Genomic DNA, 22,925 nt, shown 5'->3' with positions numbered 1-22,925 from the left:
TCAACTACGAGATCAGGGAATCCAACATCACGCCGGAAGCGGCATAAGGAACCCTCCACGATCTCGGGGGAACCACAGAAGTAGACCTGCATGTCGGTGGCTGTGGTGAATCCCTTGTGTCCGGCCATCTCGGCGCCTTGGTCCCAGGTCAGCGATCCCCGCAGATGCTCGGGCAGGGTCATCATGGTGGCGATCAGCCCGTCGCGAACCGTTTCAGCGTCATGGCTGCCGGGCAGGTGCACCAGCATCGTGTAGCGGGTGGTGCGTTCGACCAGGGTGCCGATCGCGGTCTTGTTGAGTTCACCCATGATCAGGTCGCCCTCCCAGTGCCCGGGTACCGCCCGATCCTCGATGTCGGGCCGGTCGGCGATCATGAGCATCGGGTCGACGAACCGCTGGTAGCGTTCGCCGGGTTTGCGTTGCGGTTTGCGTGTGGTGCGGCCGGACCGAAGTGCTTGAGCCACTTCCTTTTTCAGCCCACCACGGGCCTGAAAATACAGGGCTTGATAGATCGTTTCGTGGCTCACCCGCATGCTCTCGTCGTCTGGAAAGTCCTTGACCAGGCGATGCGAAATCTCTTCCGGGGACCACCGCTGATCCAGCCCCTGTTCGACCTGTTCCCGCAGCCTCTGGTTGGTGACCAGTTTGGACTCTTTCGGCCGTGACCGGGCCACTGCGGCCGCCGCATCGGCCTGATACGGCAGATACAGGCCCTCGATACTGCGCTCGGTGATTTCGCGGGACACCGTGGACTTATGCCGGCCGATCATGTCGGCGATCGCGGTGCGGGCCAGCCCGGCGGCCAGTCCATCAGCGATCGCCAGCCGATCAGCAAGCTGCAAATACCTGCTAGCCGACTCGTCATCAGATGTGGTTTCAATATGGGCTGCACGGGTTTTCACCGGTCGTGTGTACCGCCTGCCGGTGGCGGCATCGCTGACCGTGCCATCGGGATGCACCCGCGTGTTGCCGACTCGCCGGTCCCCGTACCGCCAACGCTGGCCTGTCTTGACATGGACCTCAACCTCACGGGCCGCCCGCGTGACAGACCAACCTTCATTGAGCAGTGCAAAGAACCGAGCCCGCGCAGCGGACTTACCCCGCCGCTGCCGCTCGGGCTCGATCAAGCCCTGATCAACGAGCACCTTCCGAACTGTGGAATGCGCCCGACCGACCGCCTTGGCGGCCGCGTTCACCGAGCCGGTCTTGATGAACACATCGGCCACCTGAACCGGATCAACGCCACACATGCCCGGTCTCAGTGGACCCAGCGGCTGCCCCATCGCCCGCAAGATCGCATACACCCGTGGCTCCGACAACCTCAATGCCTGCGCCGCTTCCCGCACCGACACGCCCTCGTCGATCAGCTTTGCTAGCTGATCATCACGCCGAGAACGTTCCCCCGAAAACGACACGATCGCCGCAACCCCTCACATTCATGAGTGTTGCGACGACCGTGTGAACCCGCCCACCCACCCGTGCCTCAAGATCGTGATCGTCGACGACGACATCGCCGTTGCAGCGGCCGGCGACAACCCGGCGACCGCGATCCGGTACGTGACCGGACTCCGGGGCAGACCCTTGACCGAGATCGTGGAGGAACTCCGCAAGTACAGCGCCGAACACGACGCGATGAAGGTCTCCAAGTCGTTCCTGATCGCCAAGCGCGCACTCGACCCGCAGCTGTGGCGGATCACCGGAGGTGAAGTCGAGGACAGCTCGAACCTGAGTCGGCTCTGGATCGGTGACGCCGACGCATTCCGGGCGTTCCAGCACCAGTACGCGGCGCTGCCCGGCTTTCCACCGGAGCAGCGGCTGGTCTCCACGATGATGACGATCGTGCTGTTCGATGACATCCCAAGCGTCGGCGGGTACACGACCCGCGCGAGCGGCGATGCGACCCAACCATTCCGGTTTCACAGCGATCCGGCGGGGTCAGGGCCGTGGTACACGGAAGGCGAGTTCACCACCGGACCGAACGGCGAGCAGGGGCTGGTGTTTCAGGTCCCACCCGGCGGAGACCCATCCCAGAGCACGAGGATCGGCGTCCCCGGCCGCGACGACACCTTCGGTGCCATGGCGTACTTCATCCCGGAAACCGGCATGGCTGTGCTGTGGAAGCACGCGGAGCCGTGGCGGCCGGCGATCCTGCTTACCGGGGTCGGGTCGATGGATGAGCTGGTGCAGATAGCAGAGCAGAAATACGGCCAGCTGCTCCTCCCAGCCGAGCTGTCCAGTCTGTAACGTCTTCACGCTTCCACCTTGGCGGCGTTCCACTCACGGGCCACAGCCCGAAGCTCAGCTCGCACCGCCGCTCGGCGCACCTCCGGACGCGAGTGCCAGTGGCACATCCAGCACGAGCAGACGTTGGTGCCGGTGTAGACGAAATCGTGGTAGCAGCGGCCGATACGCCCGATCGACCAGTCGGGATCGAGGGCGGGCAAGTCGCACACACCGCCCACGCAGCGGTGGACGGCGCGCACCGCGATCTCGCGGCGGGCTACGCGGACACGGTAGGGCGTGTGGGCATCGGTACGGCACACGGCGGTCCTCCTCAGACGGGCAGCCCCACCGAGTCCGCAGATCGCCGCGGGGCGGGGCTACGGCATGAGCGGTAGGCCGCCGGCCGAGAACAGCGCGTGCATGGGTAGAAATCGTACGAGGCTGGGGTGACACCACCGAGGTGAACGGTTCAGCGCGACCAACCGCGAACGACACGGTTGCCGATCTGGAACGTCACCATGACGCCGTACGCGGACCACAGCCACCATGGAGCGCCGAGCGTCACGAAGGTGGCCCCGGTACCGACGGTGGCGACCAGGTCGTAGTTGCGCCGCAGAAGATCCATCGTGGTGACCATCCCTTTCACGTCGGTGATGCGGTGGGAGACTGGACAACTCGCCGGCTCGGCCGGCAGAGCACATGGTCGGGAGCCGCCCCCGACCCGCCCTTGGCCGTCGGGTGAGTGGTATCCACGGAATCCGTGAAGCATGGGTTCCAGTCGCCCCACTCGAGCTGGAAGTCGGCTCCGATGAACATCACCGCCCGCATGGTGCGTCGGCGAGCCGAATCGATGGCCACCGCGAACACCTCACGTACCAACGTGATACCCCACTGCGCCTCAACCCCGACCACCACGCGGTCGGCTTGCGGACGCGCTTGGCCGACCCTGATCAGCAGCTGCCGCGGATCCAGACCCGTGTAGGTCTTGAACTCGGTCAGCAGCCCGCTCACGGCGGCGTCGGGGGAGCGCAGGCCGGCGAGCGGACGCGACGGCAGGGCGATGACGTTATGTCCTTGGCGCGCAAGGCAACGCGCGATCCAGTGCTCCTGGTGGTCGAACGTCGCCATGGACTCGTCGACGTAACCGGTGCACCCTCCTGTCCACGAGGCCGTCTCGTGCGCGGCCAACGCGTCGGTGAACGCGGTCTGATCCCCGCCTGCAACCCACAGCGCGACGTGTTGCGCGTACGGGCTGTCGGCGATCGGGAACACGAGCAGATACTGACAGCGGGGTACGACAACCAGCTCACCTCAAGGCGGCGGGCCACCATGTGCGCCTACGGAATTGGCTTACCGCCGGCCCCGCTGGTACTGCCAGATCGCGTGATCCAGCGCGAACGCCGTCATGCCCAGCTCCCCGGCCGCGGCCATCACGATGCCGTAGGCGAACTCGGTGTCGACGCTGCGGCGCCGCTGCCCCGGGTCTAGCGACTGCGTGACGAACCGACAGATCATCCGGTCCGGTTTCACCCCGTCCACCCCGGCCAGCATCCCGGCGTACCTCCACGTGATCCCGGACCTCTGACCGACCACCCGACACCAGGCCCTGCGCACCTCGGCGAAGTAAGCCTCGTCGTCGGCGCGGTCGCGCAGATCCTGAGTCGTGTAGATGCCGAACCCGTCGAGCGCCTGGGCCACCTGCTGGATCGCAACAGACTTGAGTGGTGCCCCTGCGCGGGTGCTGGTGCGGTGCCCGTTGCCGATCTTCTCGGCCCAGCCGGCCGGGCCGTCGCAGTCGTCGAACGTCTGGAGGAGCTCCGGGATGCCGTCGGTGCTCGGGTCGCCGTTCCGATCGCGGCGGTACGCCTTGTAGCGCGCGACCACCTGCTTGACGCTCGGGTATCGCACGCCCGTCGACTGCACGCTGTCGACGATGCAGAGGGCCAAGCTGTTCGGGTAGCCTTCCGGGGCCTCCTCGCCACGGAACTGCTCGCAGCGGGCGGTAAGGGCCTGCAACTGCGCGGCGGTGTGCGTCATGCGCGAAAGCGTCGCACGGGTCACCGACGCGCTGGGGTGAATCTGGCGTAAGCGCGTCAGATAGCCGGTGTCCGCCGATCGGACGATGGTGTGAAGGGCCACCGGCCACATACGGTTCGGCGGAGTGTCCGCGTCCGCGGGCTGTGAAGCAACCCGGGGAGCCGAGATGAAGCCGTCAGTGATCGCCGCTGTACTCGCCGCGTCGGGGGTGCTGGCGGCGGGCTGTGGTGACACGTCGTCAACCTCGTCGTCGCCTACCGCGGCGGCGCAGCAGATGTTCCAGCTGAACGATGGATCACTCGGGCTCGTCATTCCAACTGGCTGGGCGGCGCGCGGCTACCAGACGAAGTACACGATCCGCGAGGTGCTCATGGAACCTGAGGGTGACTCGCATCTGGAATCTGACGCACAGGCACTCGCAGCGGGGGGATCGGCCACCGGGGCGCACATAATCATCTTCGGCGGCGTGAGCTGTACCGGGGGAGCGTGGGAGCTGGGTCCGATCGAGACCGGGACGGAGGGCGGAGTGTCGTTCACCGGTCGGAAGGCGAAGTTGCTGTCTCAGGACAAACAGTGCGCATACGCGAAGTCCGGAGATCGGGAGGCGAGTGCCAACCTGAGCGCGGTGAAAGTGTTGGAGCAGATGACGGCGAACGGCGCGATCACGGTGACTGCGGGTGGGGCCGCGCCGTCTGGCAGTTGAGCCTCAACGGGAGGTAACCCTACTTGCCCGCCGCGGCTGATCGCACGTGCCCCAAAGGCGGGAACAACCACTGCACCTGTGATTCGGCTGTGGGTTGTCGGCAGCCAATGAGACGATCCCGCGATGGCACGCGATAACCGACGACAACAGCTGAACCTCATCGCCGCCCGCATCAGCGAGTGCCGCAAGTGTCCGGGGATGAACGAGCCGAAGGTGACCGCTTCAGCTCCTGGGTACGGAGCGGCGGATGCCCCGGTGGCGATCGTCGGTCAGAGCCTGTGCCGCAAGTGCATGGAGTCAGGCATCCCGTTCACCGGGGGCAGCGGTGGCTACATCGACGATGCGTTGGAGCGCGCGGACCGTAAGAAGAGCGAGCTGTTCATCACGAACGTGGTGCACTGTCACCCCGTCAACGATCGGAAATCGCATTCGTACGAGATCGACAACTGCCGACACTTCCTCCACGAGGAGTTGGACGTCGTCGGGCCGCGGCTCATCATCGGACTCGGCGCCGACGCGGAGAAGGTGCTCACGGCGCGGTATCTCGACGCGCGCCGCCTTGCGTGGCCGTTCGTGAAGCCGCGGACCGTCAAGCCGGACACTACGTACCTGCTGTTCCCGGAACACCCCGGCTCGTTGAGGTTCAAGGAGACGGCCGACCGCGCGTACTACTCGCCGAGTCTCGCCCGTGCGATCAAGTGGGGGTTTGAGGTTGGGTGAGCCGCGCGGACTCAGACGAGTACTACGTTCTCGACCTGTGCGACGCAGTTATCGGCGCGCCCGGCGTCCGGCAGGCGAGGTTCGATTGGCTGCGGGGAGACCCGTCCGCCAAGCGACCCCGCGGGTCGACACTCCCCGTCGACGGGTACTGGCCCGATCTGGGTCTCGTTGTGGAGTTCCAGGAGGAGCAGCACTCGGAAGCGGTGGAGTTGTTCGACCGGCGCCAGACCGTCTCCGGGGTCGACCGCGGCCAGCAGCGCCGCATCTACGACGCACGCAAGCGCGCCCTGATCCTCGAGCGCGGGCTGCGTCTCGTCGTGATCGAGAAGGCTGCCTTCACCGTGAGATCGCGGCGGATCGTGCGTGACCGAACGCGGGACATCGCGGTCGTTCGCGAGCACCTCGGACTGGGTTGAACATCAGGCGATCGAGTCCGCCGCCATCGCCTGGACCCTCAGCAGTAAGCAGCCCCGTCACGCGGGGAATGAGATCAGGCAGCAGCCTGCGTCGCCAGCTGGTCGATCTCGACCCAGTTCTCGCGCACCCACCCGCGCACGCCGCGGAGCTCGTCGTCGGACAGCTGTCGCAACGCAGCGGTGGCCACCGCGTCGCGCGCGATGAGCGCGTGGAGGTCGGGATCGCATTCGGTGTAGAGGCGCACGAACTCGAAGACCGCCTCTGTGCCGCCCCAGCTCACCGCCGCGCAGCAGTGGCCGGCAGCGAGCACCAGCTCCTCGGCCGCGCGGCGGTACGCCTCGGCGCCGGCCGGGATCACGGGGAAGGCATCCTCGAGTTCGTCCAGCTGGTCCAGCACGTCCGCGGCGTTCGTGATTCACTCCGCGTTCCGGAGGAGCCACTCGGCCATGTAGGCCACCGTGTCGGTCGGCACCTCTGCGATCCCGGCTTGCAGCACGGCGTCCTCGGGAAGATGGTCGAGGTCCGCATCACCGCCAAGCAAGTGCGACATCGTCCGTACCAACCCGCCGTACACCGCGACCGTCGCGGCGGTGTGCCCGTCGGCCAGCGCCTGGTCCTGCACCGCCCGCACCATCGCGGCGGTGCTCATCGCCGGCCCACTTTCCGCATCAGCCACCAATCACGCAGGCGCGCGAAGAGCCCGCGGTGCGGGTGCTGCGCCGGCCCCGTGTACTCGCCGTTGTCGGTCATCGTGCCTTCTCTCAACTACACGTTGTGTAGCAAAGTTAATAGCCCATCTAGAGTAATGTCATTCGTACCTCACGTTCGCACGGTGCGCAAGGTGCACCCTCGGATTCACCGGAGGCGACTCGGCACCATTCTCTGAAACAGAGAATGCTGCTGTGACATGCATCGACGTCAGCATGCTGTCTCTACTCTCTGTTTCAGAGAATGAGTCGCGGGACACGCTGAAGCAACCTTCAGCGCGCTCCTTGCGCAACGTGCAAACGTGCTGTACAGCTGGAGGCATGAGCACTACAGCAAACATTCTTCGGCTCGCTGCCGTCGCTACTTTCGCGGCGGTGGTGTGTGGCACCGCGGGGCCAGCCGCCGCTGATCCGTGCGTCGCCGATCCCGCCACCCTCGCGGTGACGTGCCCACCCGAGCCGCCGAAAACCGGCGTGGCGGGATTCGCGGAGAAGCTGCCCGACCTGTCGTTGTGGCACTTCCTAGGCGTGGGTCTCATCGCGATGGGAGTGATCGCCGTAATGGCGAACCGCGACAAGAGCGACCGCAGCCAAACGCTGCAGCCGGGCACCGCCCGGGCCGGGGCGTACCGCGCAGACAAGCGCAGCGAGCGCAGCATCGGCTGGTTCGGCATCGGCCTGGGCACCATCGCCCTGGGCTACGCCTTCGGTGGCGTGGCCGGGCTGGTGGTCGGTGGCGTCATCGGCGGCCTGATCGTCCTGCCCGCGTTGAAGACAGGCGCCGCCGCCGACGAAGCCAAGACCGGGTACGCGCAGGCGGACGAGGCGTGGCGGCACGACGTGGAGATGGCGAAGCTCAACGCACAACTGCATCAGCCCGACCCCGCGACTACGACCCGCTGGGCCTCGGGATCGCACCGCCTCCTGCGCCGCCGGTGCAGCTCCCGCCCGAGCCTGTAATGGATGACGCAGACGCGCTGCGTTACGCGCGGATGGGTGGGCACGTGCAGCTGATCCCCGGTTCGGCTGCCGCTGCACTCGTCGCCCGCGACGGCTCGTGGCACGCGGCCGAGACCGCGTGGATCGCCGCCGCCAAGCAGGCGAACGTCGGCGCAGTCGAGCTGCGCAGCTCTCGCGTCCCCGGGGTGAACGGCACCAGCGAGGGGCTGTCCTTCGATGATGCTGAAGACATCCATCAGCGCATCGCTGGCCTGTTCGACGACGAATCGACCAGATTCGAGCGCCTCAAACATCTCGTCGGAGATGCAGGGGACCCTGATACCCGATCATTGACCTACCGCAGTGTGTTGTGGCCCGACTTCGTCTTCACTGCTACCTCCGACGACGACGGTGGACTCGAGTCGGCGGAGTATCGCCGAGCCAGAGGGAAGGCGCAGAAGGCTGCGTCTCCGCGGGGAACAGCAGCCGTGGAGTATGGACTTATCAGAATTCGCTGAAGCTTTTGGTCCAGCAAGCAGCACTGATAGGAGGCCTTTTTTCGACAAGATCCTCCCCGCGCACGAAGGCCGCGAATTCGAATGGGAAGGGCGCGATTACGGTGCGGCGTTTAGCTGGGGACTGTTCTTGCATGCGTCGGTGTTGTGGGACTAAATCACGAGAAATCAGACTGGCGCAGATGACCAACGTTCTTGACGCGGTTGAACCCGCGCACCGCGTCGTGATTGAAGAAGAGCTTGGACGCCGAGCGCCGGCACTTCTTGAGGCCCTGCGCAGCGCCAACAATCCCACGATCGAGCAGAGTGATGCTCGGATGGACGTCATCATCAATGCGGTAAGCGAGCATTGCGGCCCTGGTCATATCCCCGATGAACGCGGCGTAGCTATTGACAATGCGATCGGCGGCTACTGCGCCGAACTCGGGAAAGCCTTGCCCACCATTACCTCACTACCGGCGATACCAGCGTGGCCCAGATCGCACTGCTGGTCGGCTACAAGGACACCAGTTCCTTCTACCGCGCCTACCGCGGGTGGACCGGCACAACACCGGACGCCACGCGCCTGGGCGCGACGACAGGTGCTGCCCTCAGGTAGTCATCCGATGGTCAGCTGCGTGTGCACCGGGGTCGCGGCGGTCGTCAGATCCAGCACCGGGCAGTGCGCATCCACCGCGTCCTGCAGTTCGCGGTACCGCTCGGCGGTCTCCGGGCCCGAGACGTTGACGGTCACCCGGATCTGCTGAAAGCCGGGTCGGACGTTGTCGTCCAGCCCGAAGAAGCCGCGCACATCGAGGTCGCCTTCGGCGCTGGCGCTGAGGGAGTCGACCTGGATGCCGAGCCGCTCGGCCCAGAACCGGTAGGTCACCACCTGGCACGACAGCAGCGATGCCAGGTAGTACTCGACCGGGTTGGGTGCCGTGTTCTGCCCGCCGAGTGCCGGCGGCTCGTCGACGTGTACCTGGTACTTGCCGAGCGTGATCTCGCTGCCGACGGTGCCTTCCGGCTGCGCCGAGGCCTTGAACACCACGGCGGCCGCGGCGGGATTGTCGGAGACGGCCGCACGGGTGGCATCGGTGATCGCGTTGAGGGAAGTCACGGAAGCAGTCACGCCGCAGACTTTATTTGCGTCGGCGTCGGGGTTCGACCGTTGGGCCCACGATGAATTCAATGTCCGGATTAGGCTGCGGTTATGACGGCTCAGTGGCTGCCGCGCTACCTGCTGGTCTATTCGTCGACGGAGCAGGCACGCGCGAAGGTGCCCGAGCTGTTTCCGGCGCACCAGGCGCACGCCGATCGGTTCCGGAAGGAACAGCCGGGAGTCCTGCTCATGCTCGGTCCGGTGCAGGACGCCGCGCCGGGGGAGTTCGGGGCACTGGCCGTGTTCACCGACAAGGACGCCGCCGAGCGGTTCGCGGCGGCTGACCCGTTCGTCGTCGGCGGCGCGGTAACCGACTGGGCTGTGAAGACCTGGTTGTTGTCAGAGTGATCGGACGAGAAGATGCCCAGTAACGCGGTTTCGGCCATGAGCAAGTTGATGTTTCGGGGCATGGACAAACTGCGCCACCGGGAGGCCTTCGATATCGGGGAGCCGACCGCCGCTGATTTTTCGGGCTTCGACCAAGCGCGGCAGATCGTGCTGGTCACGTTCAAGCGGTCCGGTGAGGCCATGCCCAGCCCGATCAATCACGGTGTGGCCGAAGGGAAGTTGTACATCCGCACGGACGCGTCAACGGGGAAGGTGAAGCGGCTGCGCAACGATCCGCGCGTGGTGGTGGTGCCGTGCAATCTTCGGGGCAAGCCGACGGGACAACCGGCGGCCGGCATCGCCCGCATCCTGCCGGAGGCCGAGCATGCGCACGCCGACGCAGTGATCGCCGCCAACTGGTCGCCGGCCATGAAGCTGTTCGAGCGGACGCTCGACAAGAGCAGCTCCGCGTTCGATATTCCGATGGCCTACATCGAGATCACGCCTGCGTCGACGACGTCGCTTTAATTGGTAAGACCACTAGACCTCTTACCTTTGGCGGGTTACTGTCGTCGTCATGGAGTTGACGTCGATCAAGCGGCGCTCGGCAGCGGACGAGGTGCACGACCAGCTGCTCAAGCAGCTCGTCGCGGGCGCCCAGCCGCCGGGCTCGCGCCTGCCGAGTGAACGCAAGCTGGCCGAGGTGCTGGGCGTTTCGCGGCCCGTGGTGCGTGAGGCGATCCAGCGGCTGGTGGCGTCCGGGCATCTCGATGTCCGGCAGGGTGACGGCGCCGTCGTCAACGACATCACCCGCACAGGCGGCCTTGATCTACTGCCCTACCTGCTGGTGGAGGCGCCCGACGGGGCGATGGTGAACCCGTCGGTGGTGCGCAGCGTCCTGGAGGTGCGGGAGTACCTCGGCCCGTGGATCGCCGAACGGGCGGCGGCGCGGTCGGGGAGCGGTCTCGCCGAACCACTGGCGCGGGCCCTCGCCGACATCGAGCGCGCGCAGAGCGGGCCGACGCAACAGCTGGCCGCCCTTGATTTCTGGGATTGCCTTGTCACCGGGGCGAATTCGATCGCGATGACGCTGATCTTCAACGGGATGCGCCGGGTGTACGAACCGATGCTCGCGGTCGTCGCCGACGCCGTGGCCGCCGCCGAACCCGCGGCCGGGTACCGCAAGCTCGCCGAGGCGGTGACGTCGGGCTCCGCGCTGAAAGCGCGCCGAGCCGCGTCGACCGTGCTCGGCGGCGCCACGACGGTGCTCACCGAATTTCTCGACCAGATGGAGGCGCAGTGACGATCACCGGTACCCGGGGCGTGACCCTCGGCCAGGCGGCCCGCGAGTTCTGGCGTCATCCGACGCCGTGGATGATCCTGACGCTCGTGGTCGGGGCGGTCGCAGCGCGGATCGCCGTCGGCGGCCTGGCGCTACGCGACCTGTGGGCGCCCCTGGTACTCGCGCTGCTGTTCCCGTTCGTGGAGTGGGTGATTCACGTCTTCATCCTGCACTGGCGACCTCGGAAACTCGGCCGCGTAACAGTGGACACCCTCGTCGCCCGCGACCATCGACGGCACCACGCGAATCCCCGCGAGATCGACCTGGTGTTCATCCCGACCCCGACGCTGCCGTGGCTGATCGCGGCGATCGTGGCGTTGCCGCTGGGCATCGGCGCCCTGGTGGGTGCGCCGGTTTCGGCCACGCTGTCGTTCATCGTGGTCGAATCGCTGATCCTGATGGGCTATGAGTGGACGCACTACCTCGTCCACACCGACTACAAGCCGCGCCATCGCTTCTACAAGGCGGTGTGGCGCAATCATCGCCTGCACCATTTCAAGAACGAGCACTACTGGTTCTCGGTCACGACGTCGGGCACCTCCGATCGGGTGCTCGGCACCTATCCGGACCCCGCCACCGTCGAGACCAGCCCCACGGCGAAGAACCTGCACGGGTCGGTGAATTAGGGACGCGGGTCGGTAATAAGGATGGGGTCCTCATCGATTTTTGCGGATGACTGTGCGTCTACGCAGTTGGGTACTCGTACTTTTCTACGGCAGTGCACAGTCAACGTCCACAAGACATTTGCTTGTCAAGTGCCCAGCACTTGGCGATCCGACGGTGCAACCAGAGCGCCTCTGCCCACGAATTTGCGATCTGACCGCACGCTCGCGCTACACCCCACCCGAGCCGTTACCGACCCACGCTCCTAGCCGCCCTTACACGAGATGTCCACCCACGCAACGGTCATCTTCGTCCGGTCGATAATGGCGCCCGCGGAATCGACGTTGTCGTTGCGCAGCCCCTCGATGCCGAGGACCTTGCATCCGGAAAGGGGATAGACCGCGGCGCCATTGAGCAGCACGGTGAACCCTTGCGCCTGAAGCGCATTGATGGTGTCTTGTGCGTTGCCGAAGCCGCCGGGACCGCCGACGGCCTCGGCCGGGCCCGCCAGGACCGCTGACGAAGTGATGAGGGCACCCATGGCAGCGCCGACGGCCGCCCGGCTGATTTTGGGCATGCGAGTACTCCGATTGTGCTGCAGGAGAATTCAGGGCTGGACGAAGGGCTTCACGAAGGCGATCAGGTCGTCTTTGGGTGGCGGCACGTTGTACGTCTTGGTCTGCGTGTCGTCATCGAAAGACATGAACATCGGGCAGGTGGTGTCCGAATCGGACAACTCGGTGCTGCCGAGCTCTGTCCCGGTCGCGGCCGCTCGGACCGAGACGGCGTAGACGGTGGTCCGAAGGTCGACCTTGTTGGCGGTCGAGTGCCCGTTGTCCTGGTAGCCAGTGCATTCCTTGACGGATTGCTCGGTTTTGGTTTCCACGCAGACCACGGTGTCGATGGCGGCATAGGTGTTGCGGTCCGCATCGAATTGCACCGTCCAGTCGGACGGCAACGTGCTGGTGTCCTCGACAAGGTCGTGGCCCAGCGGAGTGAAGAGAATCGTCTTGTGGAACTTGGTATCCGGGCGGTAGCTGGCGGCGCGTGATTGTGTTGCGCCCTGACATACGGCCATGAAGTCCGCGCTCGTCAGCTTCGCGGGCGCAGGCGCGGTGGTGGTACGGAGGGTGGACGTCGGCTTCGCGGCGTCGACACTGGAGCAGGCGCCGAGAAAAGCGGTTCCCGCGAACACGATGGTGACGACGCACGCGCGATTGAGTTGGGGCACTGAGGTTCTCTTTCCCCTCGAGACGAGTTGCCATGGGCTGGCTGCCACTGACAGATAGGCAGCCGGGTTACAGCCCAGGGCAATTCGTCTTCAGGTGGGGAACGCGACCGCGCTCAGTGCAGCGTCAGCCACGCCAGACTGCCGAGCCCGGCCACCACGCAGTAGATGGCGAACGGCGTGAGCGTGCGCGTCTCGAAGTACTTCACCAGGAACCGCACCGACAGATATGCCGCGACGAAGGCGGCCGCGCTGCCGGCCAGCACCTGGCCGCCGATGCCGTCGCCGGCCGGTCCGAACAGCTCCGGAATCTTCAGCGCCCCCGCGGCCAGGATCACCGGTGTCGCCAAGAGGAACGAGAACCGTGCGGCGTCCTCATGCGACAAACCGCGCAGCACGCCGGCGACCATGGTGGCGCCGGATCGGCTGATACCGGGCAGCAGCGCCAGAATCTGGGCCGCACCGATGCCCATGGCCTCCGGGATCGGGAGCCGGGCCAACCGCTCGTCGGAGTTGTTGAGGCCTTCCGAATGCACGGCGGCGGGCACGGCCGACGCGGTTCGATGCCGAAGCCGTTCGCCCACAAAGAGAACGACGCCGTTGATCGCCAGGAAGGCTGCAGCCGGAATCGGCTTGCCCAGCGACGTGCGCAGCGCGTGATCTAGCGCCAGCCCGGCGATACCGACCGGGATGGTCGCCAGGATCAGCAGCCATGCCAGGCGCTCAGCGGAGGTGGTGATCTTCCGGTTCTTGATCGACGTCACCAAACCGCCGGCGACCGCCACCCAGTCCCGCCAGAAGAACACCAGCAGCGCCAGCGCCGTCGCGACGTGCACGGCCACCAGGAACGCGAGGTACGGCGACTTCTCGGCCGTCATGCTCAGATCCTGGGCCCATTGCCCACCGACCAGAGCCGGAACCAGGATCGAGTGGCCCAGGCTCGACACCGGGAACAGCTCGGTGACACCCTGGAACGCGCCGACTACGATCGCTTCGATGTAGTTGAGGCTCAAGGTGATTCGCCCTTACTCGCCCTTGAACTCCGGCGCGCGCTTCTCGAACATCGCGGTGATGCCTTCGCTCAGATCCTTCGACGCGATGAACGCCGAGTTCCAGGCCGCGACGTACCGCAGGCTGGCCGAAACCCGTTCCGTGCGTTGCTCATCCAGTACGTCTTTGACACCGCGCACCGTCAGCGGCGGGTTCGCGGCGATCTCACGTGCGGTCTCGTGCGCGGCAGCGAGCGACGCGTCGGCGTCGGCGTAGACGTCGTTCACCAGGCCGATCTTCTCGGCGCGGGCAGCGTCGAAGTCCTTGCCCGTCAACGCCAATTCACGCAGATGACCGTCGTTCAGGATGAGCGGCAACCGGGCCAGCGAGCCCACGTCGGCGACGATGGCCAACTTCACTTCGCGCACCGAGAACTTGGCATCGGCGCTCGCGTAGCGGATGTCCACCGCCGAGATCAGGTCGACACCGCCGCCGATGCACCAGCCCTGGATCGAGGCGATGGTGGGGGTGCGGCAGTCGGCGACCGCGGTGATCGCCTGCTGCATGGCCCGCAGCGCGGTGTGGAAGTCGGCGCGTTCCTTGGCCAGCCCGCCCCCGAGCATGGGTGCCAGCATGCCGCCCATCGCGGGCAGATCCAGTCCATAGCTGAAGTTGCGGCCCGACCCGGTGAGCACGATGGCCCGCACGTCGGGGTCGGCGTCCAGGGCGGCGAAGGCCACCGGCAGCTCGGCCCAGAAGGCCGGACCCATGGCATTGCCCTTGCCCGGCCCGAGCAGCGTCACCTGTGCGACGTGGTCCTTGGTCTCAATGGAGAGCGATTCGAAGCTTCCCGAGGTTTCACCCATGATCGGCAGGCTAGCCGGTCAACCTGGGCGTAGCGTCTCGCCCATGACGATTCCGTCCGATGTGATCGAGGCCGGCGAGGCCAGTCTGGACGTGCTCGAGCGGGTGTTGGCCGGTCTCGGGCCTGACGATGCGGCGCGGCAGACGCCGTGCACCGAGTTCGATGTGGCGGCCCTCACCGATCACCTGATGAACTCGATCACGGTCATCGGCGGGATCGCCGGCGCGCAGCTGCCCGAGCGTGACGCCGCGGCGCCGATCGTCGACCAGGTCACCGCCGCAGCCCGGCCTGCTCTGGCCGCGTGGCGCAGCAGGGGGCTGGAGGGCACCGTCGCGGCGGGGCCGGGGGAGATGCCCGCCGCGCAGATCGCCGGCATCCTGCCTCTCGAATTCCTCGTCCATGCCTGGGACTACGCAACGGCCGTCGGCCGCGACGTGGACGCCCCGGAGGACCTGGCCGAGTACGTCCTCGTCATGACCAGGGCTGTGATCAGTCCCGCGGCGCGCGCGGCCGTCGGGTTCGACGACCCCGTCGAGGTACCGGCTGATGCGAGTGCACTGGATCAGCTGATCGGCTTCACCGGCCGCCGCCGCGCCACCTGACCGCGAAGTCGAGGAACAGGTCGTTCTCGTGCGGCACCGTGACGGTGACGCGCACGCCTTCCCCGCCGTAGGGCCGCACCAGCAGCTTGTTGTCGGCGGCCGCGTCGACGAAGTCGGCGGTGTCTTCCGGGCTCAACGGCAGCCAGACGAAGTTGGCCTGCGAGTCGGGCAGCTCGAACCCTGCGTCGCGCAGGGCGGCGCTGACCCGGGCCCGCTCGGCCACCACCGCGTCGGTGCGCGCCAGCAGTTCGTCGGCGGCGTCCAGGCAGGCGATGGCCGCGGCCTGGCTGACGCTGGTCGCCGTGAACGGCACGTACACCTTGCCCAGCGCGGTGACGATGTCCTCGTGTGCGACGGCGTAGCCAATCCGCAGTCCGGCCAGGCCGTAGGCCTTCGAGAAGGTGCGCAGGACGACGACGTTGGGGTGCTTGCGCACCAGCGCCAGACTGTCCGGCAGGAGGCCGTCGCGGATGTACTCGACGTACGCCTCGTCCAGGACCACCAGGATGTGCGGCGGGACCTTGGCGACGAACTCGGCCAGCTTGACCGGGTCGACGACCGTCGAGGTGGGGTTGTTGGGGTTGCAGACGAAGATCAGTCGCGTGCGGTCGGTGATCGCGGCCAGCATGGCGTCCAGATCGTGCGTGTAGTCCGTCAGCGGGACGGGCACGGGCGTCGCGCCGGCGGTGCGGACCTGCAGTGGGTAGATCTCGAAGCTGCGCCACGCGAACAGCACCTCGTCGCCGACCGAGGCGGTGATCTGGACGAGCTGCTGGCACAGGCTCACCGACCCGCAGCCCACCGAGATCTGGTTGGGCGCGAACCCGACGTAGGCCGCCAGTCGTTCACGCAGCGCCGCGTAGCCGTTGTCCGGGTAGCGGTTGATGTTGTCCATCGCTTTGACGATGGCTTCGCGGACGCTGGGCAGCGGTCCGTCGACGGTCTCGTTGCTGGCGATCTTGATGGCGCCGGGCACTGTGCGGCCGGGGGTGTAGGCAGGCAGAGCGTCCATCTCGGGGCGCAGGCGGGCGGTCACCCGGGACAGTCTAGGTGGACGGCAGATGGCGCTCTGGCGTCGCGCTTTGCCTTTGTGGGCGTTGACTGTGTACCGTATGCCCTCGGCGGTTCCGGGGTGCAAGAGTCCGGTACCCTCGGATCGTTCAGGAGGCGTGCCAGAGCGGCCGAATGGGACTCACTGCTAATGAGTTGTCCCCCTTACAGGGGACCGGAGGTTCAAATCCTCTCGCCTCCGCCACATAACTGAATAGTTGTACCCAATGCGCCCGTAGCTCAACGGATAGAGCATCTGACTACGGATCAGAAGGTTAGGGGTTCGAATCCCTTCGGGCGCACCACAAACAACAGGCCAGAAGCTCACGCTTCTGGCCTGTTGTCGTTGGCGGGTGAGTGCGGTCTCGTCAGCGCACCCTGAGGGCGCCCCTGATTGTCCCCATGACCGCCATTTCGAGTTCCTTGCGGGACGCCGGCCGGCCGATGGTGGTGTGCGTGACGAGCACGCCGAGGACGAGATGAAATATGGCCTGCGCGTCGCCATCTGGATCGCGCGATGAGACGCAGCCGGATCGGCAACCGTGTGCAATGGCCTCCCGCAGCGGCGCGACGAGTTCGTCGGACGGCGTGACGATGAGGCCTGAGCAGAACCAGTCAATCAAGGCCGCCGTGTACGACTGGATGCGTTCCAGCGGGTCCCCTGGTGCTGCCGCCTGACGCAATTGCCCTGCGGCGCTTCGTAGATCATCGTCCACCGCGACCACCGGTGGTCGACGTCGGCGAGTGGGTTCATGCGAGTGGCCTCGCGGGCATCGGTGAGATGCTTTCGCAACGCCGGCGCCCAGAACGGGACGGCGAGAACGGCGTCGCGTCGCCTTCGGTCGGCGGCGATGGCCGCTTGGCCGAGCGGATCGATCACCGGCGACCACAGCACCACGGCTCGCGGCAGCGGCAATCCACTGTCCTTCACCTCGTTGACCAGGCACGCCGCGAGATGGCCGCCGGCCGAATCGCCCGCCACCACCAGGGTGGCGGGGTCGACACCAGCTGCCAGCAGCGCGCGGTAGACGGCGACAGCGTCATCAGCCGCAGCCGGGACCGGATGTTCGGGCAACAGGCAGTAGTCGGGCACGCAGACGCGTAGTCCGCTGGCAGCAGAGATCCGCGCGGCAGTCCCGGCTGCTGCGTGTGCGGAGCCGACGAAATAGCCGCCACCATGCAGGTAGAGCACCACGCCGTCGCGGCCGGCGCCGTCTGCGGTGACCCAGGCGCAACGGACGCCGTTTTCGACGGTCGATTCGACGTCGGTGCCGCGATCGGGCCGAGGAGCGAACTGTTCGACCACGAACCGCAACGCCGCCAGTTGGATGCCGCTGGGTTCGCCGATGACGAACATCGGCCGGAAGAACATGTAGAGCAGACGCTGAACGAACTTGCTGCGACGACTCGGGCGGTGACCAGACATCCCGGCTACCGACGCGGTCCCGCCGGCAGCAACACGGCTTTGACGACATCTCCGCGTTGCGTCGCCGCGATGGCGTCGTTGATCTCGTCGAGCCCGAACGTGGTGATCAAGCGGTCGACGGGTAGCGCACCGCTGCGGTACAGGTCGATGAGCGTCGGGATGAAGCGGCGTGGCACCGCCTGGCCTTCGACGACACCGCAGAGGGTCTGACCCTTGCCGACGAGCTTCGCGAGGTCGACCTGGATGGGGGTGCTCAGGCCCTGCAGGCCGACGACGGCGCAGACGCCGGGCGACGCCAGGCTGGCGATTGCGGCGCGCGCGGATTCCGGTTTGCCGATGCAGTCGACGGCGTAGTCGACGCCGGACCGGACGGCGCTTCTGGCGTAGGCGGGATCGACGGCGTCGGTGGCGCCCAACGACACCGCAAGCTCCCGCCGTTGCGGTTTGGGGTCCACGGCGATGATCCGTTCGCAGCCGGCCACCTTCGCGGCCATGATGGCCGACAGCCCCACCGAGCCCGCGGCGAACACCGCGATCGATGAACCCGGCTCGGGGCGCAGCGCGTTCAGTACCGTGCCCGCGCCGGTCTGGACGCCGCAACCGAGGGGAGCGAGTACGTCGAACGGCACGTCCTTCGGGACGCGTACCACGGTGTGAGCGACGGCGAGAGCGTATGTGGCGAAAGAGGATTGGCCGCAGAAGCGGGCATGCACCGGCGTGGTGCCGATCCGCATGCCACCGCTGCCGTCGAGCCGGGCGCCGGTGAGGTTGAGCATGTTGGAGCGCGAGCAGTACGCCATCCGGTCGCGTCTGCAATTGGTGCATTCCCCGCACCACGCGTAGCTGAGCACGACGTGATCGCCGGGCTGGAGGTCCGTCACATCGGCCCCGACGGCCTCGATGACGCCCGCGCCTTCATGGCCGAGAACCATCGGAAGTTGTTGGGGCTGCGCCATTCCGGCGATCGCGAGGTCGCTGTGACAGATGCCGACCGCCTCGATACGCACGAGAACCTCGTCGGGGCGCGGACTTTCGAGCTCGACCTGGGTGACTTCGAACGGTTGGCCCGGTGCGCGCAGGACAGCGGCGTCCGCGGTGCGGGCCGGTTCGCACGAGACGAACTCGGGATCGCGCGGCCGCTCGGTGGTGTCCATCCGGGTCAGGTAGAAGTAGCCGGCCCGGCTCTGCCCCGGCGCTTCCATCGCCCCGATGAGGATGGTGTCGGAGATCTTCCGGAAATGATCCGCCATCGGCAGGTCGTGGTAGGTCATCGTGGCGGTTGCGCTGCCGCGGTAGTCCGTCAGCCGCAGGCTCGCGCCGCCGAAGATGGGGTTCACGAAACGGCGTCCCGCGTCGTCGAAGCAGACAATCGGTGCGACGTCATCGGCGGCGCCGAAGGACTTGCCGGCCCATTTGATCGCCTCCAGCTGCGCTTCGGCGGGGTGGCCCAGGCCGAACACGCCGCCCGCCCATTCGCCGAGCACGTCGTCGACGCCGACGGCGGACGCGTCGTCGTACAGCGCGTCGAGCTGGTCGAGCGTCGGGGCGACGCCGCGGTCGATCAGATCCTGGAATCGGTCGGTGAGGTTCATCGGCGGCCTTTCTTGGCGTGCTGTGGATGGCGGCCGATCGGGCCGAAGTAGGAACAATAGTGTTCCTGGAACAGAGCTGTGTCAAGATTGAGATATGACGACCGTGACGCGGCCTTTCCGTGGTGTGAACGCCGATCAGCGCGTGCAGGACCGCCGGAATCGCCTGATCGCGGCGGGCCTGGACGAAGTCGCGGAGGTGGGCGTCGCCGGGTTGCGGATGAACACCGTCTGCCGGCGGGCGCGGCTCAGCCAGCGGTACTTCTACGAGCATTTCGCGAACCGTGACGAGCTGCTCGCCGCCCTGTTCGACGACGTGATGCGGGACGTTTTCACGCAGACGCTGGCGGCCGTGGACGCCTGCGGGCCCGACATCGTCGAGCGGGCGAGCGCCGCGTTGGCCGTGTTCTACGACGTCATCATCAGCGATGTACCCAGGGCGCGGTTGTACGCCGAATCCGCCGGCGTCGCGGCCGTCGCGGCGCGGAAGAGGGTGGCGACCGATCAGTACGTCGCGTTCGTGACCGAGCAGGTGGCCGCCGTCGTCGGCCCCATGGACGACCGGACGACCGGCCGTCTGGCCATGGCGACACGGGTACTCGTCGGCGGCCAGGTGGACGCCGCGGTCGCGCTCGCTGCCGGCGACGTCGTCATTTCCCGCGCGGACTACATCGCGCTGTGCGCGCGCATGCTCAGCGACGCCATCGCGGCCGCGGCGGGCTGACTCAGCGCGCCCGCTTCGTGGGGGCGTAGGTCTCCAGATAGGCGGTACTCATCCGTCGCACTTCGTCGATGACGACCTCGTCGCCGGTCGGCGACTGTCGGAAGGCGACGTCGAGAAGTCGGTTGCCGGCTTCGAAGGTCAGCAGTACGACCAGGACCGGTGTGTCCGGATGCAACAGCTCGCGCTCGATGAGGTACCGCCAGAACTGTTCGGCCCACGCTTCGTCGGCAGCGCGGGCGGATTCGCCAACGGCAGACGTGCGTTCGACGAACCACAGCGCGATCAGGCTGCGGTGCTCACGGAAGTAGTCGACCATGGTGTCGATCAGCACGTTGATGGCGCCGCGCAGGGTGCGGGCGCGGCTGCGCTCGAGCGCAGCCGTCAGGATGTCGTCGAGCGCGGCGATATGCCGTTGCACGAGTTCGGCTTCGAGCTGATGACGGTCCGCGAAGTAGTGGTAGACCGACGCGGTCGGGATGCCGGCCAGCTCGCCGACGGCTTTGAGCGTGGCGGCCGCGTAGCCCTGCTCGCTGAGCAGCGTTTCGGCCGCGTCGAGGAGCGCCTGTGTGCGCTCCACGCCGCGGCGCTGAACTGCTGCCGGACGGGACCGTCCGGCGCTTGAAGGCGGGGTGGTGGGCATCTTTCGAGAGCATAGCCGCCTTCATTGACGGCGCCCGGCGCACTACCTAAAGTCGAACACGAATCGAATTCGCCTTTGATGGGAGCAACAATGACAGATCAATACGACGTCGCGGTGATCGGCGGTGGCTTCGCCGGCGTCATCGCGGCGCGCGACCTGAGCCTCAAAGGGCACTCGGTGGTGCTGCTCGAGGCACGCGACCGGGTCGGCGGCCGCACGTGGACCGGTCCCGGCCTGGGCCGGCAGTTGGAGTACGGGGGCACCTATGTGCACTGGACGCAGCCCAACATGTGGCAGGAACTGCAGCGGCACAACATTCCACTCCAGATCCCTGTCGTGCCCACCACGATGTACTGGATTGCCGAAGGCGCAACGCATTCGGCGTTACCCGAGGAGTACGGCGCGGCGCTCGAGCCGCTGATGAATCAGTTCTTCGCCGACGCTCGTGCTGTGTTCCCGCAACCGTTCGAAATCGGCCTCGTTGACACCAGCGCAATCGAGAAAGAGACCATTGCCGACCGGCTCAACGCACTGAATCTGCCGCCCTACGAGCATGACCTGCTCGACGGTGCCATGGCTGCGCTGGTGACGTCCTACGAAGATCACGGTGTCGCCCAGTTCCTTTCGTGCGTGGCGACATACTTCGGCAGTTGGGCGGCGTTCTTCGAGACAGCCGGCACCTGGCCCATCGAGGGCGGCACCAGAAGGCTGCTCGACGCCATCATGGCGGAGTCGACGGCGAAGGTGAGGTTGTCGACTCCGATCGCCGCAGTCGAGGACGACGGTGCCGGCGTCACCGTCACCACGCGAGACGGTCAGCGGATCCGGGCGCGTGCGGCCGTCGTCGCGGTGCCGCTGAACACCTTGGGGGACATCGCCATCACCCCCGAGGTCCCGGCGGCGTCGCGTCGCATGATCGAGGAGAAGAATCCGATCGTGGGCTCCAAAATCTGGGTGCGGGCCAAGGGCGTACTCGAGCCGTTCCAGGCCGTCGCGCCGCTGGGACAGAACCCCATCAACGCCGCACGGGTGGAGTACCACGAAGACGGCGACACGTTCATCATGTGTCTGTGCTCCACGGGCGCCGCGATCGACGCCAACGATCCCGCCGCGGTGCAGCAGGCGTTGCGGGCGTTCATTGCCGACATCGAGGTGCGCGAAACCGCCTGCCATGACTGGGTTACCGACGAATTCTCCAAGGGCGGATTCATGGTGCACCGGCCGGGACACTTCACCGGCGGTGCCGCGCAGCTGCGGGAAGCCCATGGGCGAATCCACTTCGCCGGCAGCGACATTGCCGGGGTCGAGGCCGGCGCCATCGAAGGTGCCATGGACACCGGTGCGCACGCGGCCCGGAGCATCGCTGCCGGACTGGCCGACGGCGCGTACTGACGAAGTGCAGAAACGGCCCGCGGGATGTACCCGCGGGCCGTCACTGTCTGCGAAGTGCTATGCGGTAAAAGCCTTTTCGGCCGGGATTCGCGCGGTGTGATTGTCCAGCGCGCGGTAACCGTAGTAATACACCGTCATCTGCGCCGCCCAGGTGGTCAGCGCCAGGATGTAGAAGACCGTGTGGTGCTGATCGTCGCCCGGGATGCGGTAGAAGTCGTACATTCCGGCAATGGCAGCCGCCGCGATCGTCACGGCGGCGACGGCCATCGCGTTACCTTGTGCGCCGATCCGCCACAGTCGCCAGGCGAAGTAGAACAGGAACAGCGTCGTCAGGGCGTTCATGACCACGTAGAAGATGGCCCCGGCCACGCCGAAATCCGCGGCGAACAACGACATCACGAGTCCGCCGATGACCGCGAGCCCGAACACTCCGATGTCGACGGCGATCGACGGCCGGTACCCGTGCGTGACCTTCATCAGGCCCAGGACGAGGATCACGGTGATGCCGATCGACCGCGAGAAGGCGTCGAGAAAGAACGCCGCGTGGAACATCGGACTGGTTTCGTCGGCGCCGACCAGCCCATACACCAGGAAGTTGGTGCCGGACGACGCGACGATGATCCACTCGAGGCCCAGCAGGTAGTTCTGGTAGTTCCGAATGAACTTGAAGCCGTACGTGAAACCGGCGACGATCATGAAGATGTCGGCGAGTGCGTACAACGCGGTCTTCAGATCCATGACCAGC

General features: G+C 66.5%; 33 protein-coding genes and 2 tRNA genes. 16 read left to right on the top strand and 19 right to left on the bottom strand.

The features are described from left to right. Nucleotides 1-1,217 (bottom strand): IS30 family transposase (locus tag ACJH7A_RS24630; RefSeq protein ID WP_406802849.1); only part of this gene is annotated, 1,217 nt, incomplete at its 3' end. A gap of 241 nt (nucleotides 1,218-1,458) precedes the next feature. Between ACJH7A_RS24630 and ACJH7A_RS24625 the strand changes: the two genes are divergently transcribed. Then, nucleotides 1,459-2,244, top strand: a complete 786-nt coding sequence (locus tag ACJH7A_RS24625) for a hypothetical protein (protein WP_406802848.1) — start codon at nucleotides 1,459-1,461, stop codon at nucleotides 2,242-2,244. Nucleotides 2,245-2,249: 5 nt separating this feature from the next. Here the strand turns inward: ACJH7A_RS24625 and ACJH7A_RS24620 are convergent, their stop codons facing one another. The 4 genes from ACJH7A_RS24620 to ACJH7A_RS24605 form a co-directional block, all read right to left on the bottom strand. Further along, nucleotides 2,250-2,543 carry a hypothetical protein gene (locus tag ACJH7A_RS24620; RefSeq protein WP_061005063.1) on the bottom strand — a complete coding sequence of 98 codons (294 nt, stop codon included), beginning with the start codon at nucleotides 2,541-2,543 and terminating at the stop codon, nucleotides 2,250-2,252. 149 nt (nucleotides 2,544-2,692) lie between these two features. Beyond that, nucleotides 2,693-2,848: a hypothetical protein gene (locus ACJH7A_RS24615; RefSeq protein WP_162563559.1), complete on the bottom strand. Its 156-nt coding sequence runs from the start codon at nucleotides 2,846-2,848 to the stop codon at nucleotides 2,693-2,695. A 17-nt stretch (nucleotides 2,849-2,865) separates the two neighbouring features. Further along, a complete protein-coding gene (locus tag ACJH7A_RS24610) occupies nucleotides 2,866-3,495 on the bottom strand; it encodes a hypothetical protein (protein ID WP_061005061.1) in 630 nt (209 codons plus the stop codon). A gap of 78 nt (nucleotides 3,496-3,573) precedes the next feature. Further along, nucleotides 3,574-4,260, bottom strand: a complete 687-nt coding sequence (locus tag ACJH7A_RS24605; protein WP_061005080.1) for a hypothetical protein — start codon at nucleotides 4,258-4,260, stop codon at nucleotides 3,574-3,576. Between the two features lie 166 nt (nucleotides 4,261-4,426). Between ACJH7A_RS24605 and ACJH7A_RS24600 the strand changes: the two genes are divergently transcribed. From ACJH7A_RS24600 to ACJH7A_RS24590, 3 genes are all read left to right on the top strand, one after another. Further along, nucleotides 4,427-4,963 (top strand): hypothetical protein, encoded by a 537-nt coding sequence (locus tag ACJH7A_RS24600; protein WP_061009449.1) that lies wholly within the window; start codon nucleotides 4,427-4,429, stop codon nucleotides 4,961-4,963. Between the two features lie 123 nt (nucleotides 4,964-5,086). After that, nucleotides 5,087-5,683, top strand: coding sequence for a uracil-DNA glycosylase family protein (locus ACJH7A_RS24595; protein WP_061005058.1), 597 nt, complete (start codon nucleotides 5,087-5,089; stop codon nucleotides 5,681-5,683). Then, on the top strand, nucleotides 5,680-6,099 hold the full coding sequence (locus tag ACJH7A_RS24590; protein ID WP_061005056.1) for a hypothetical protein: 420 nt from the start codon (nucleotides 5,680-5,682) through the stop codon (nucleotides 6,097-6,099). The genes ACJH7A_RS24595 and ACJH7A_RS24590 overlap by 4 nt, the downstream gene beginning before the upstream one ends. A gap of 74 nt (nucleotides 6,100-6,173) precedes the next feature. Here ACJH7A_RS24590 and ACJH7A_RS24585 read toward each other — a convergent pair whose 3' ends face one another. Both ACJH7A_RS24585 and ACJH7A_RS24580 read right to left on the bottom strand, forming a co-directional pair. After that, nucleotides 6,174-6,497 (bottom strand): hypothetical protein, encoded by a 324-nt coding sequence (locus ACJH7A_RS24585; protein WP_061005054.1) that lies wholly within the window; start codon nucleotides 6,495-6,497, stop codon nucleotides 6,174-6,176. Between the two features lie 18 nt (nucleotides 6,498-6,515). Then, nucleotides 6,516-6,749 (bottom strand): hypothetical protein, encoded by a 234-nt coding sequence (locus ACJH7A_RS24580; RefSeq protein WP_061005053.1) that lies wholly within the window; start codon nucleotides 6,747-6,749, stop codon nucleotides 6,516-6,518. A gap of 379 nt (nucleotides 6,750-7,128) precedes the next feature. Here ACJH7A_RS24580 and ACJH7A_RS24575 point away from each other — a divergent pair, with 379 nt between their 5' ends. Together ACJH7A_RS24575 and ACJH7A_RS24570 are read left to right on the top strand one after the other, a co-directional pair. After that, nucleotides 7,129-7,767, top strand: a complete 639-nt coding sequence (locus ACJH7A_RS24575; protein WP_131808773.1) for a hypothetical protein — start codon at nucleotides 7,129-7,131, stop codon at nucleotides 7,765-7,767. Beyond that, a complete protein-coding gene (locus tag ACJH7A_RS24570) occupies nucleotides 7,767-8,264 on the top strand; it encodes a hypothetical protein (protein WP_061005049.1) in 498 nt (165 codons plus the stop codon). Before ACJH7A_RS24575 ends, ACJH7A_RS24570 begins: the two co-directional genes overlap by 1 nt. 155 nt (nucleotides 8,265-8,419) lie before the next feature. Here ACJH7A_RS24570 and ACJH7A_RS24565 read toward each other — a convergent pair whose 3' ends face one another. After that, nucleotides 8,420-8,626 (bottom strand): hypothetical protein, encoded by a 207-nt coding sequence (locus ACJH7A_RS24565; RefSeq protein ID WP_061005048.1) that lies wholly within the window; start codon nucleotides 8,624-8,626, stop codon nucleotides 8,420-8,422. Between the two features lie 47 nt (nucleotides 8,627-8,673). Here ACJH7A_RS24565 and ACJH7A_RS24560 point away from each other — a divergent pair, with 47 nt between their 5' ends. Then, the gene (locus ACJH7A_RS24560) at nucleotides 8,674-8,859 is read left to right on the top strand and encodes a helix-turn-helix domain-containing protein (RefSeq protein ID WP_082761750.1); all 186 of its coding nucleotides are present in this window, start codon (nucleotides 8,674-8,676) and stop codon (nucleotides 8,857-8,859) included. On the opposite strand, the gene ACJH7A_RS24555 is transcribed toward ACJH7A_RS24560, so the two are convergent. Next, entirely contained in the window at nucleotides 8,860-9,372 is a 513-nt protein-coding gene (locus tag ACJH7A_RS24555; RefSeq protein WP_061005045.1) for an OsmC family protein, read from the bottom strand. Between the two features lie 81 nt (nucleotides 9,373-9,453). Between ACJH7A_RS24555 and ACJH7A_RS24550 the strand changes: the two genes are divergently transcribed. Genes ACJH7A_RS24550 through ACJH7A_RS24535 form a run of 4 tightly spaced genes read left to right on the top strand, consistent with a single transcriptional unit; the run spans nucleotide 9,454 to nucleotide 11,697 of the window. Beyond that, a complete protein-coding gene (locus ACJH7A_RS24550; protein WP_061005043.1) occupies nucleotides 9,454-9,750 on the top strand; it encodes a YciI family protein in 297 nt (98 codons plus the stop codon). Nucleotides 9,751-9,786: 36 nt separating this feature from the next. After that, nucleotides 9,787-10,257, top strand: a complete 471-nt coding sequence (locus ACJH7A_RS24545) for a PPOX class F420-dependent oxidoreductase (RefSeq protein ID WP_110783943.1) — start codon at nucleotides 9,787-9,789, stop codon at nucleotides 10,255-10,257. 49 nt (nucleotides 10,258-10,306) lie between these two features. Next, nucleotides 10,307-11,032 (top strand): FadR/GntR family transcriptional regulator, encoded by a 726-nt coding sequence (locus ACJH7A_RS24540; RefSeq protein WP_061005039.1) that lies wholly within the window; start codon nucleotides 10,307-10,309, stop codon nucleotides 11,030-11,032. Further along, complete coding sequence (locus ACJH7A_RS24535; RefSeq protein ID WP_061005037.1) at nucleotides 11,029-11,697, top strand: sterol desaturase family protein; 669 nt, start codon at nucleotides 11,029-11,031, stop codon at nucleotides 11,695-11,697. Before ACJH7A_RS24540 ends, ACJH7A_RS24535 begins: the two co-directional genes overlap by 4 nt. A gap of 242 nt (nucleotides 11,698-11,939) precedes the next feature. Here ACJH7A_RS24535 and ACJH7A_RS24530 read toward each other — a convergent pair whose 3' ends face one another. From ACJH7A_RS24530 to ACJH7A_RS24515, 4 genes are all read right to left on the bottom strand, one after another. After that, nucleotides 11,940-12,251, bottom strand: coding sequence for a hypothetical protein (locus ACJH7A_RS24530; protein WP_061005035.1), 312 nt, complete (start codon nucleotides 12,249-12,251; stop codon nucleotides 11,940-11,942). Nucleotides 12,252-12,281: 30 nt separating this feature from the next. Further along, nucleotides 12,282-12,905, bottom strand: coding sequence for a hypothetical protein (locus ACJH7A_RS24525; RefSeq protein WP_406802847.1), 624 nt, complete (start codon nucleotides 12,903-12,905; stop codon nucleotides 12,282-12,284). Between the two features lie 113 nt (nucleotides 12,906-13,018). Continuing rightward, nucleotides 13,019-13,921, bottom strand: a complete 903-nt coding sequence (locus tag ACJH7A_RS24520) for an undecaprenyl-diphosphate phosphatase (RefSeq protein WP_406802851.1) — start codon at nucleotides 13,919-13,921, stop codon at nucleotides 13,019-13,021. 6 nt (nucleotides 13,922-13,927) lie between these two features. Then, entirely contained in the window at nucleotides 13,928-14,758 is an 831-nt protein-coding gene (locus ACJH7A_RS24515; protein WP_212807453.1) for a crotonase/enoyl-CoA hydratase family protein, read from the bottom strand. A gap of 43 nt (nucleotides 14,759-14,801) precedes the next feature. Here ACJH7A_RS24515 and ACJH7A_RS24510 point away from each other — a divergent pair, with 43 nt between their 5' ends. Continuing rightward, a complete protein-coding gene (locus ACJH7A_RS24510; protein WP_212807452.1) occupies nucleotides 14,802-15,359 on the top strand; it encodes a TIGR03086 family metal-binding protein in 558 nt (185 codons plus the stop codon). Here ACJH7A_RS24510 and hisC read toward each other — a convergent pair. After that, entirely contained in the window at nucleotides 15,334-16,395 is a 1,062-nt protein-coding gene (gene hisC / locus ACJH7A_RS24505; RefSeq protein WP_212807451.1) for a histidinol-phosphate transaminase, read from the bottom strand. The genes ACJH7A_RS24510 and hisC overlap by 26 nt on opposite strands. Before the next feature lie 127 nt (nucleotides 16,396-16,522). Here hisC and ACJH7A_RS24500 point away from each other — a divergent pair. Further along, nucleotides 16,523-16,614, top strand: a tRNA-Ser gene (locus ACJH7A_RS24500). A 24-nt stretch (nucleotides 16,615-16,638) separates the two neighbouring features. Beyond that, a tRNA-Arg gene (locus tag ACJH7A_RS24495) sits at nucleotides 16,639-16,714 on the top strand. Nucleotides 16,715-16,777: 63 nt separating this feature from the next. On the opposite strand, the gene ACJH7A_RS24490 is transcribed toward ACJH7A_RS24495, so the two are convergent. The 3 genes from ACJH7A_RS24490 to ACJH7A_RS24480 are packed head-to-tail and all read right to left on the bottom strand — an operon-like array spanning nucleotide 16,778 to nucleotide 19,427. Continuing rightward, a complete protein-coding gene (locus tag ACJH7A_RS24490) occupies nucleotides 16,778-17,032 on the bottom strand; it encodes a hypothetical protein (protein WP_406784095.1) in 255 nt (84 codons plus the stop codon). Next, nucleotides 17,029-17,835, bottom strand: a complete 807-nt coding sequence (locus ACJH7A_RS24485; RefSeq protein WP_406784096.1) for an alpha/beta hydrolase — start codon at nucleotides 17,833-17,835, stop codon at nucleotides 17,029-17,031. The genes ACJH7A_RS24490 and ACJH7A_RS24485 overlap by 4 nt, the downstream gene beginning before the upstream one ends. A gap of 5 nt (nucleotides 17,836-17,840) precedes the next feature. After that, on the bottom strand, nucleotides 17,841-19,427 hold the full coding sequence (locus ACJH7A_RS24480) for an alcohol dehydrogenase catalytic domain-containing protein (protein ID WP_406802845.1): 1,587 nt from the start codon (nucleotides 19,425-19,427) through the stop codon (nucleotides 17,841-17,843). A gap of 94 nt (nucleotides 19,428-19,521) precedes the next feature. On the opposite strand from ACJH7A_RS24480, the gene ACJH7A_RS24475 reads away from it, so the two are divergent. Then, on the top strand, nucleotides 19,522-20,148 hold the full coding sequence (locus ACJH7A_RS24475; protein ID WP_212807448.1) for a TetR/AcrR family transcriptional regulator: 627 nt from the start codon (nucleotides 19,522-19,524) through the stop codon (nucleotides 20,146-20,148). A 1-nt stretch (nucleotide 20,149) separates the two neighbouring features. Here the strand turns inward: ACJH7A_RS24475 and ACJH7A_RS24470 are convergent, their stop codons facing one another. Beyond that, a complete protein-coding gene (locus ACJH7A_RS24470) occupies nucleotides 20,150-20,788 on the bottom strand; it encodes a TetR/AcrR family transcriptional regulator (RefSeq protein ID WP_406784099.1) in 639 nt (212 codons plus the stop codon). Nucleotides 20,789-20,878: 90 nt separating this feature from the next. On the opposite strand from ACJH7A_RS24470, the gene ACJH7A_RS24465 reads away from it, so the two are divergent. Beyond that, on the top strand, nucleotides 20,879-22,180 hold the full coding sequence (locus ACJH7A_RS24465; protein WP_406784100.1) for a flavin monoamine oxidase family protein: 1,302 nt from the start codon (nucleotides 20,879-20,881) through the stop codon (nucleotides 22,178-22,180). A 57-nt stretch (nucleotides 22,181-22,237) separates the two neighbouring features. Here ACJH7A_RS24465 and ACJH7A_RS24460 read toward each other — a convergent pair whose 3' ends face one another. Further along, entirely contained in the window at nucleotides 22,238-22,918 is a 681-nt protein-coding gene (locus ACJH7A_RS24460) for a transporter (protein WP_406784101.1), read from the bottom strand. Nucleotides 22,919-22,925: the final 7 nt, after the last annotated feature.

The organism is Mycobacterium sp. SMC-17, from assembly GCF_045310915.1.
Taxonomy (GTDB): domain Bacteria; phylum Actinomycetota; class Actinomycetes; order Mycobacteriales; family Mycobacteriaceae; genus Mycobacterium.
The sequence above is the reverse complement of the archived record's forward strand: the minus strand, read 5'-3'. Positions and strand labels throughout refer to the sequence as shown.

What these genes read in the sequence shown, in the direction of transcription:
- ACJH7A_RS24605 (WP_061005080.1), bottom strand. Translation starts at nt 4,260, where the DNA reads ATGACGCACACCGCCGCGCAGTTGCAGGCCCTTACCGCCCGCTGCGAG.
- ACJH7A_RS24530 (WP_061005035.1), bottom strand. Translation starts at nt 12,251, where the DNA reads ATGCCCAAAATCAGCCGGGCGGCCGTCGGCGCTGCCATGGGTGCCCTC.
- ACJH7A_RS24470 (WP_406784099.1), bottom strand. Translation starts at nt 20,788, where the DNA reads ATGCCCACCACCCCGCCTTCAAGCGCCGGACGGTCCCGTCCGGCAGCA.
- ACJH7A_RS24515 (WP_212807453.1), bottom strand. Translation starts at nt 14,758, where the DNA reads ATGGGTGAAACCTCGGGAAGCTTCGAATCGCTCTCCATTGAGACCAAG.
- ACJH7A_RS24510 (WP_212807452.1), top strand. Translation starts at nt 14,802, where the DNA reads ATGACGATTCCGTCCGATGTGATCGAGGCCGGCGAGGCCAGTCTGGAC.
- ACJH7A_RS24580 (WP_061005053.1), bottom strand. Translation starts at nt 6,749, where the DNA reads ATGAGCACCGCCGCGATGGTGCGGGCGGTGCAGGACCAGGCGCTGGCC.
- ACJH7A_RS24570 (WP_061005049.1), top strand. Translation starts at nt 7,767, where the DNA reads ATGGATGACGCAGACGCGCTGCGTTACGCGCGGATGGGTGGGCACGTG.
- ACJH7A_RS24460 (WP_406784101.1), bottom strand. Translation starts at nt 22,918, where the DNA reads ATGGATCTGAAGACCGCGTTGTACGCACTCGCCGACATCTTCATGATC.
- ACJH7A_RS24575 (WP_131808773.1), top strand. Translation starts at nt 7,129, where the DNA reads ATGAGCACTACAGCAAACATTCTTCGGCTCGCTGCCGTCGCTACTTTC.
- ACJH7A_RS24600 (WP_061009449.1), top strand. Translation starts at nt 4,427, where the DNA reads ATGAAGCCGTCAGTGATCGCCGCTGTACTCGCCGCGTCGGGGGTGCTG.
- ACJH7A_RS24550 (WP_061005043.1), top strand. Translation starts at nt 9,454, where the DNA reads ATGACGGCTCAGTGGCTGCCGCGCTACCTGCTGGTCTATTCGTCGACG.
- ACJH7A_RS24615 (WP_162563559.1), bottom strand. Translation starts at nt 2,848, where the DNA reads ATGGATCTTCTGCGGCGCAACTACGACCTGGTCGCCACCGTCGGTACC.
- ACJH7A_RS24485 (WP_406784096.1), bottom strand. Translation starts at nt 17,835, where the DNA reads ATGTCTGGTCACCGCCCGAGTCGTCGCAGCAAGTTCGTTCAGCGTCTG.
- ACJH7A_RS24595 (WP_061005058.1), top strand. Translation starts at nt 5,087, where the DNA reads ATGGCACGCGATAACCGACGACAACAGCTGAACCTCATCGCCGCCCGC.
- ACJH7A_RS24465 (WP_406784100.1), top strand. Translation starts at nt 20,879, where the DNA reads ATGACAGATCAATACGACGTCGCGGTGATCGGCGGTGGCTTCGCCGGC.
- ACJH7A_RS24545 (WP_110783943.1), top strand. Translation starts at nt 9,787, where the DNA reads ATGAGCAAGTTGATGTTTCGGGGCATGGACAAACTGCGCCACCGGGAG.
- ACJH7A_RS24540 (WP_061005039.1), top strand. Translation starts at nt 10,307, where the DNA reads ATGGAGTTGACGTCGATCAAGCGGCGCTCGGCAGCGGACGAGGTGCAC.
- ACJH7A_RS24480 (WP_406802845.1), bottom strand. Translation starts at nt 19,427, where the DNA reads ATGAACCTCACCGACCGATTCCAGGATCTGATCGACCGCGGCGTCGCC.
- ACJH7A_RS24475 (WP_212807448.1), top strand. Translation starts at nt 19,522, where the DNA reads ATGACGACCGTGACGCGGCCTTTCCGTGGTGTGAACGCCGATCAGCGC.
- ACJH7A_RS24565 (WP_061005048.1), bottom strand. Translation starts at nt 8,626, where the DNA reads ATGACCAGGGCCGCAATGCTCGCTTACCGCATTGATGATGACGTCCAT.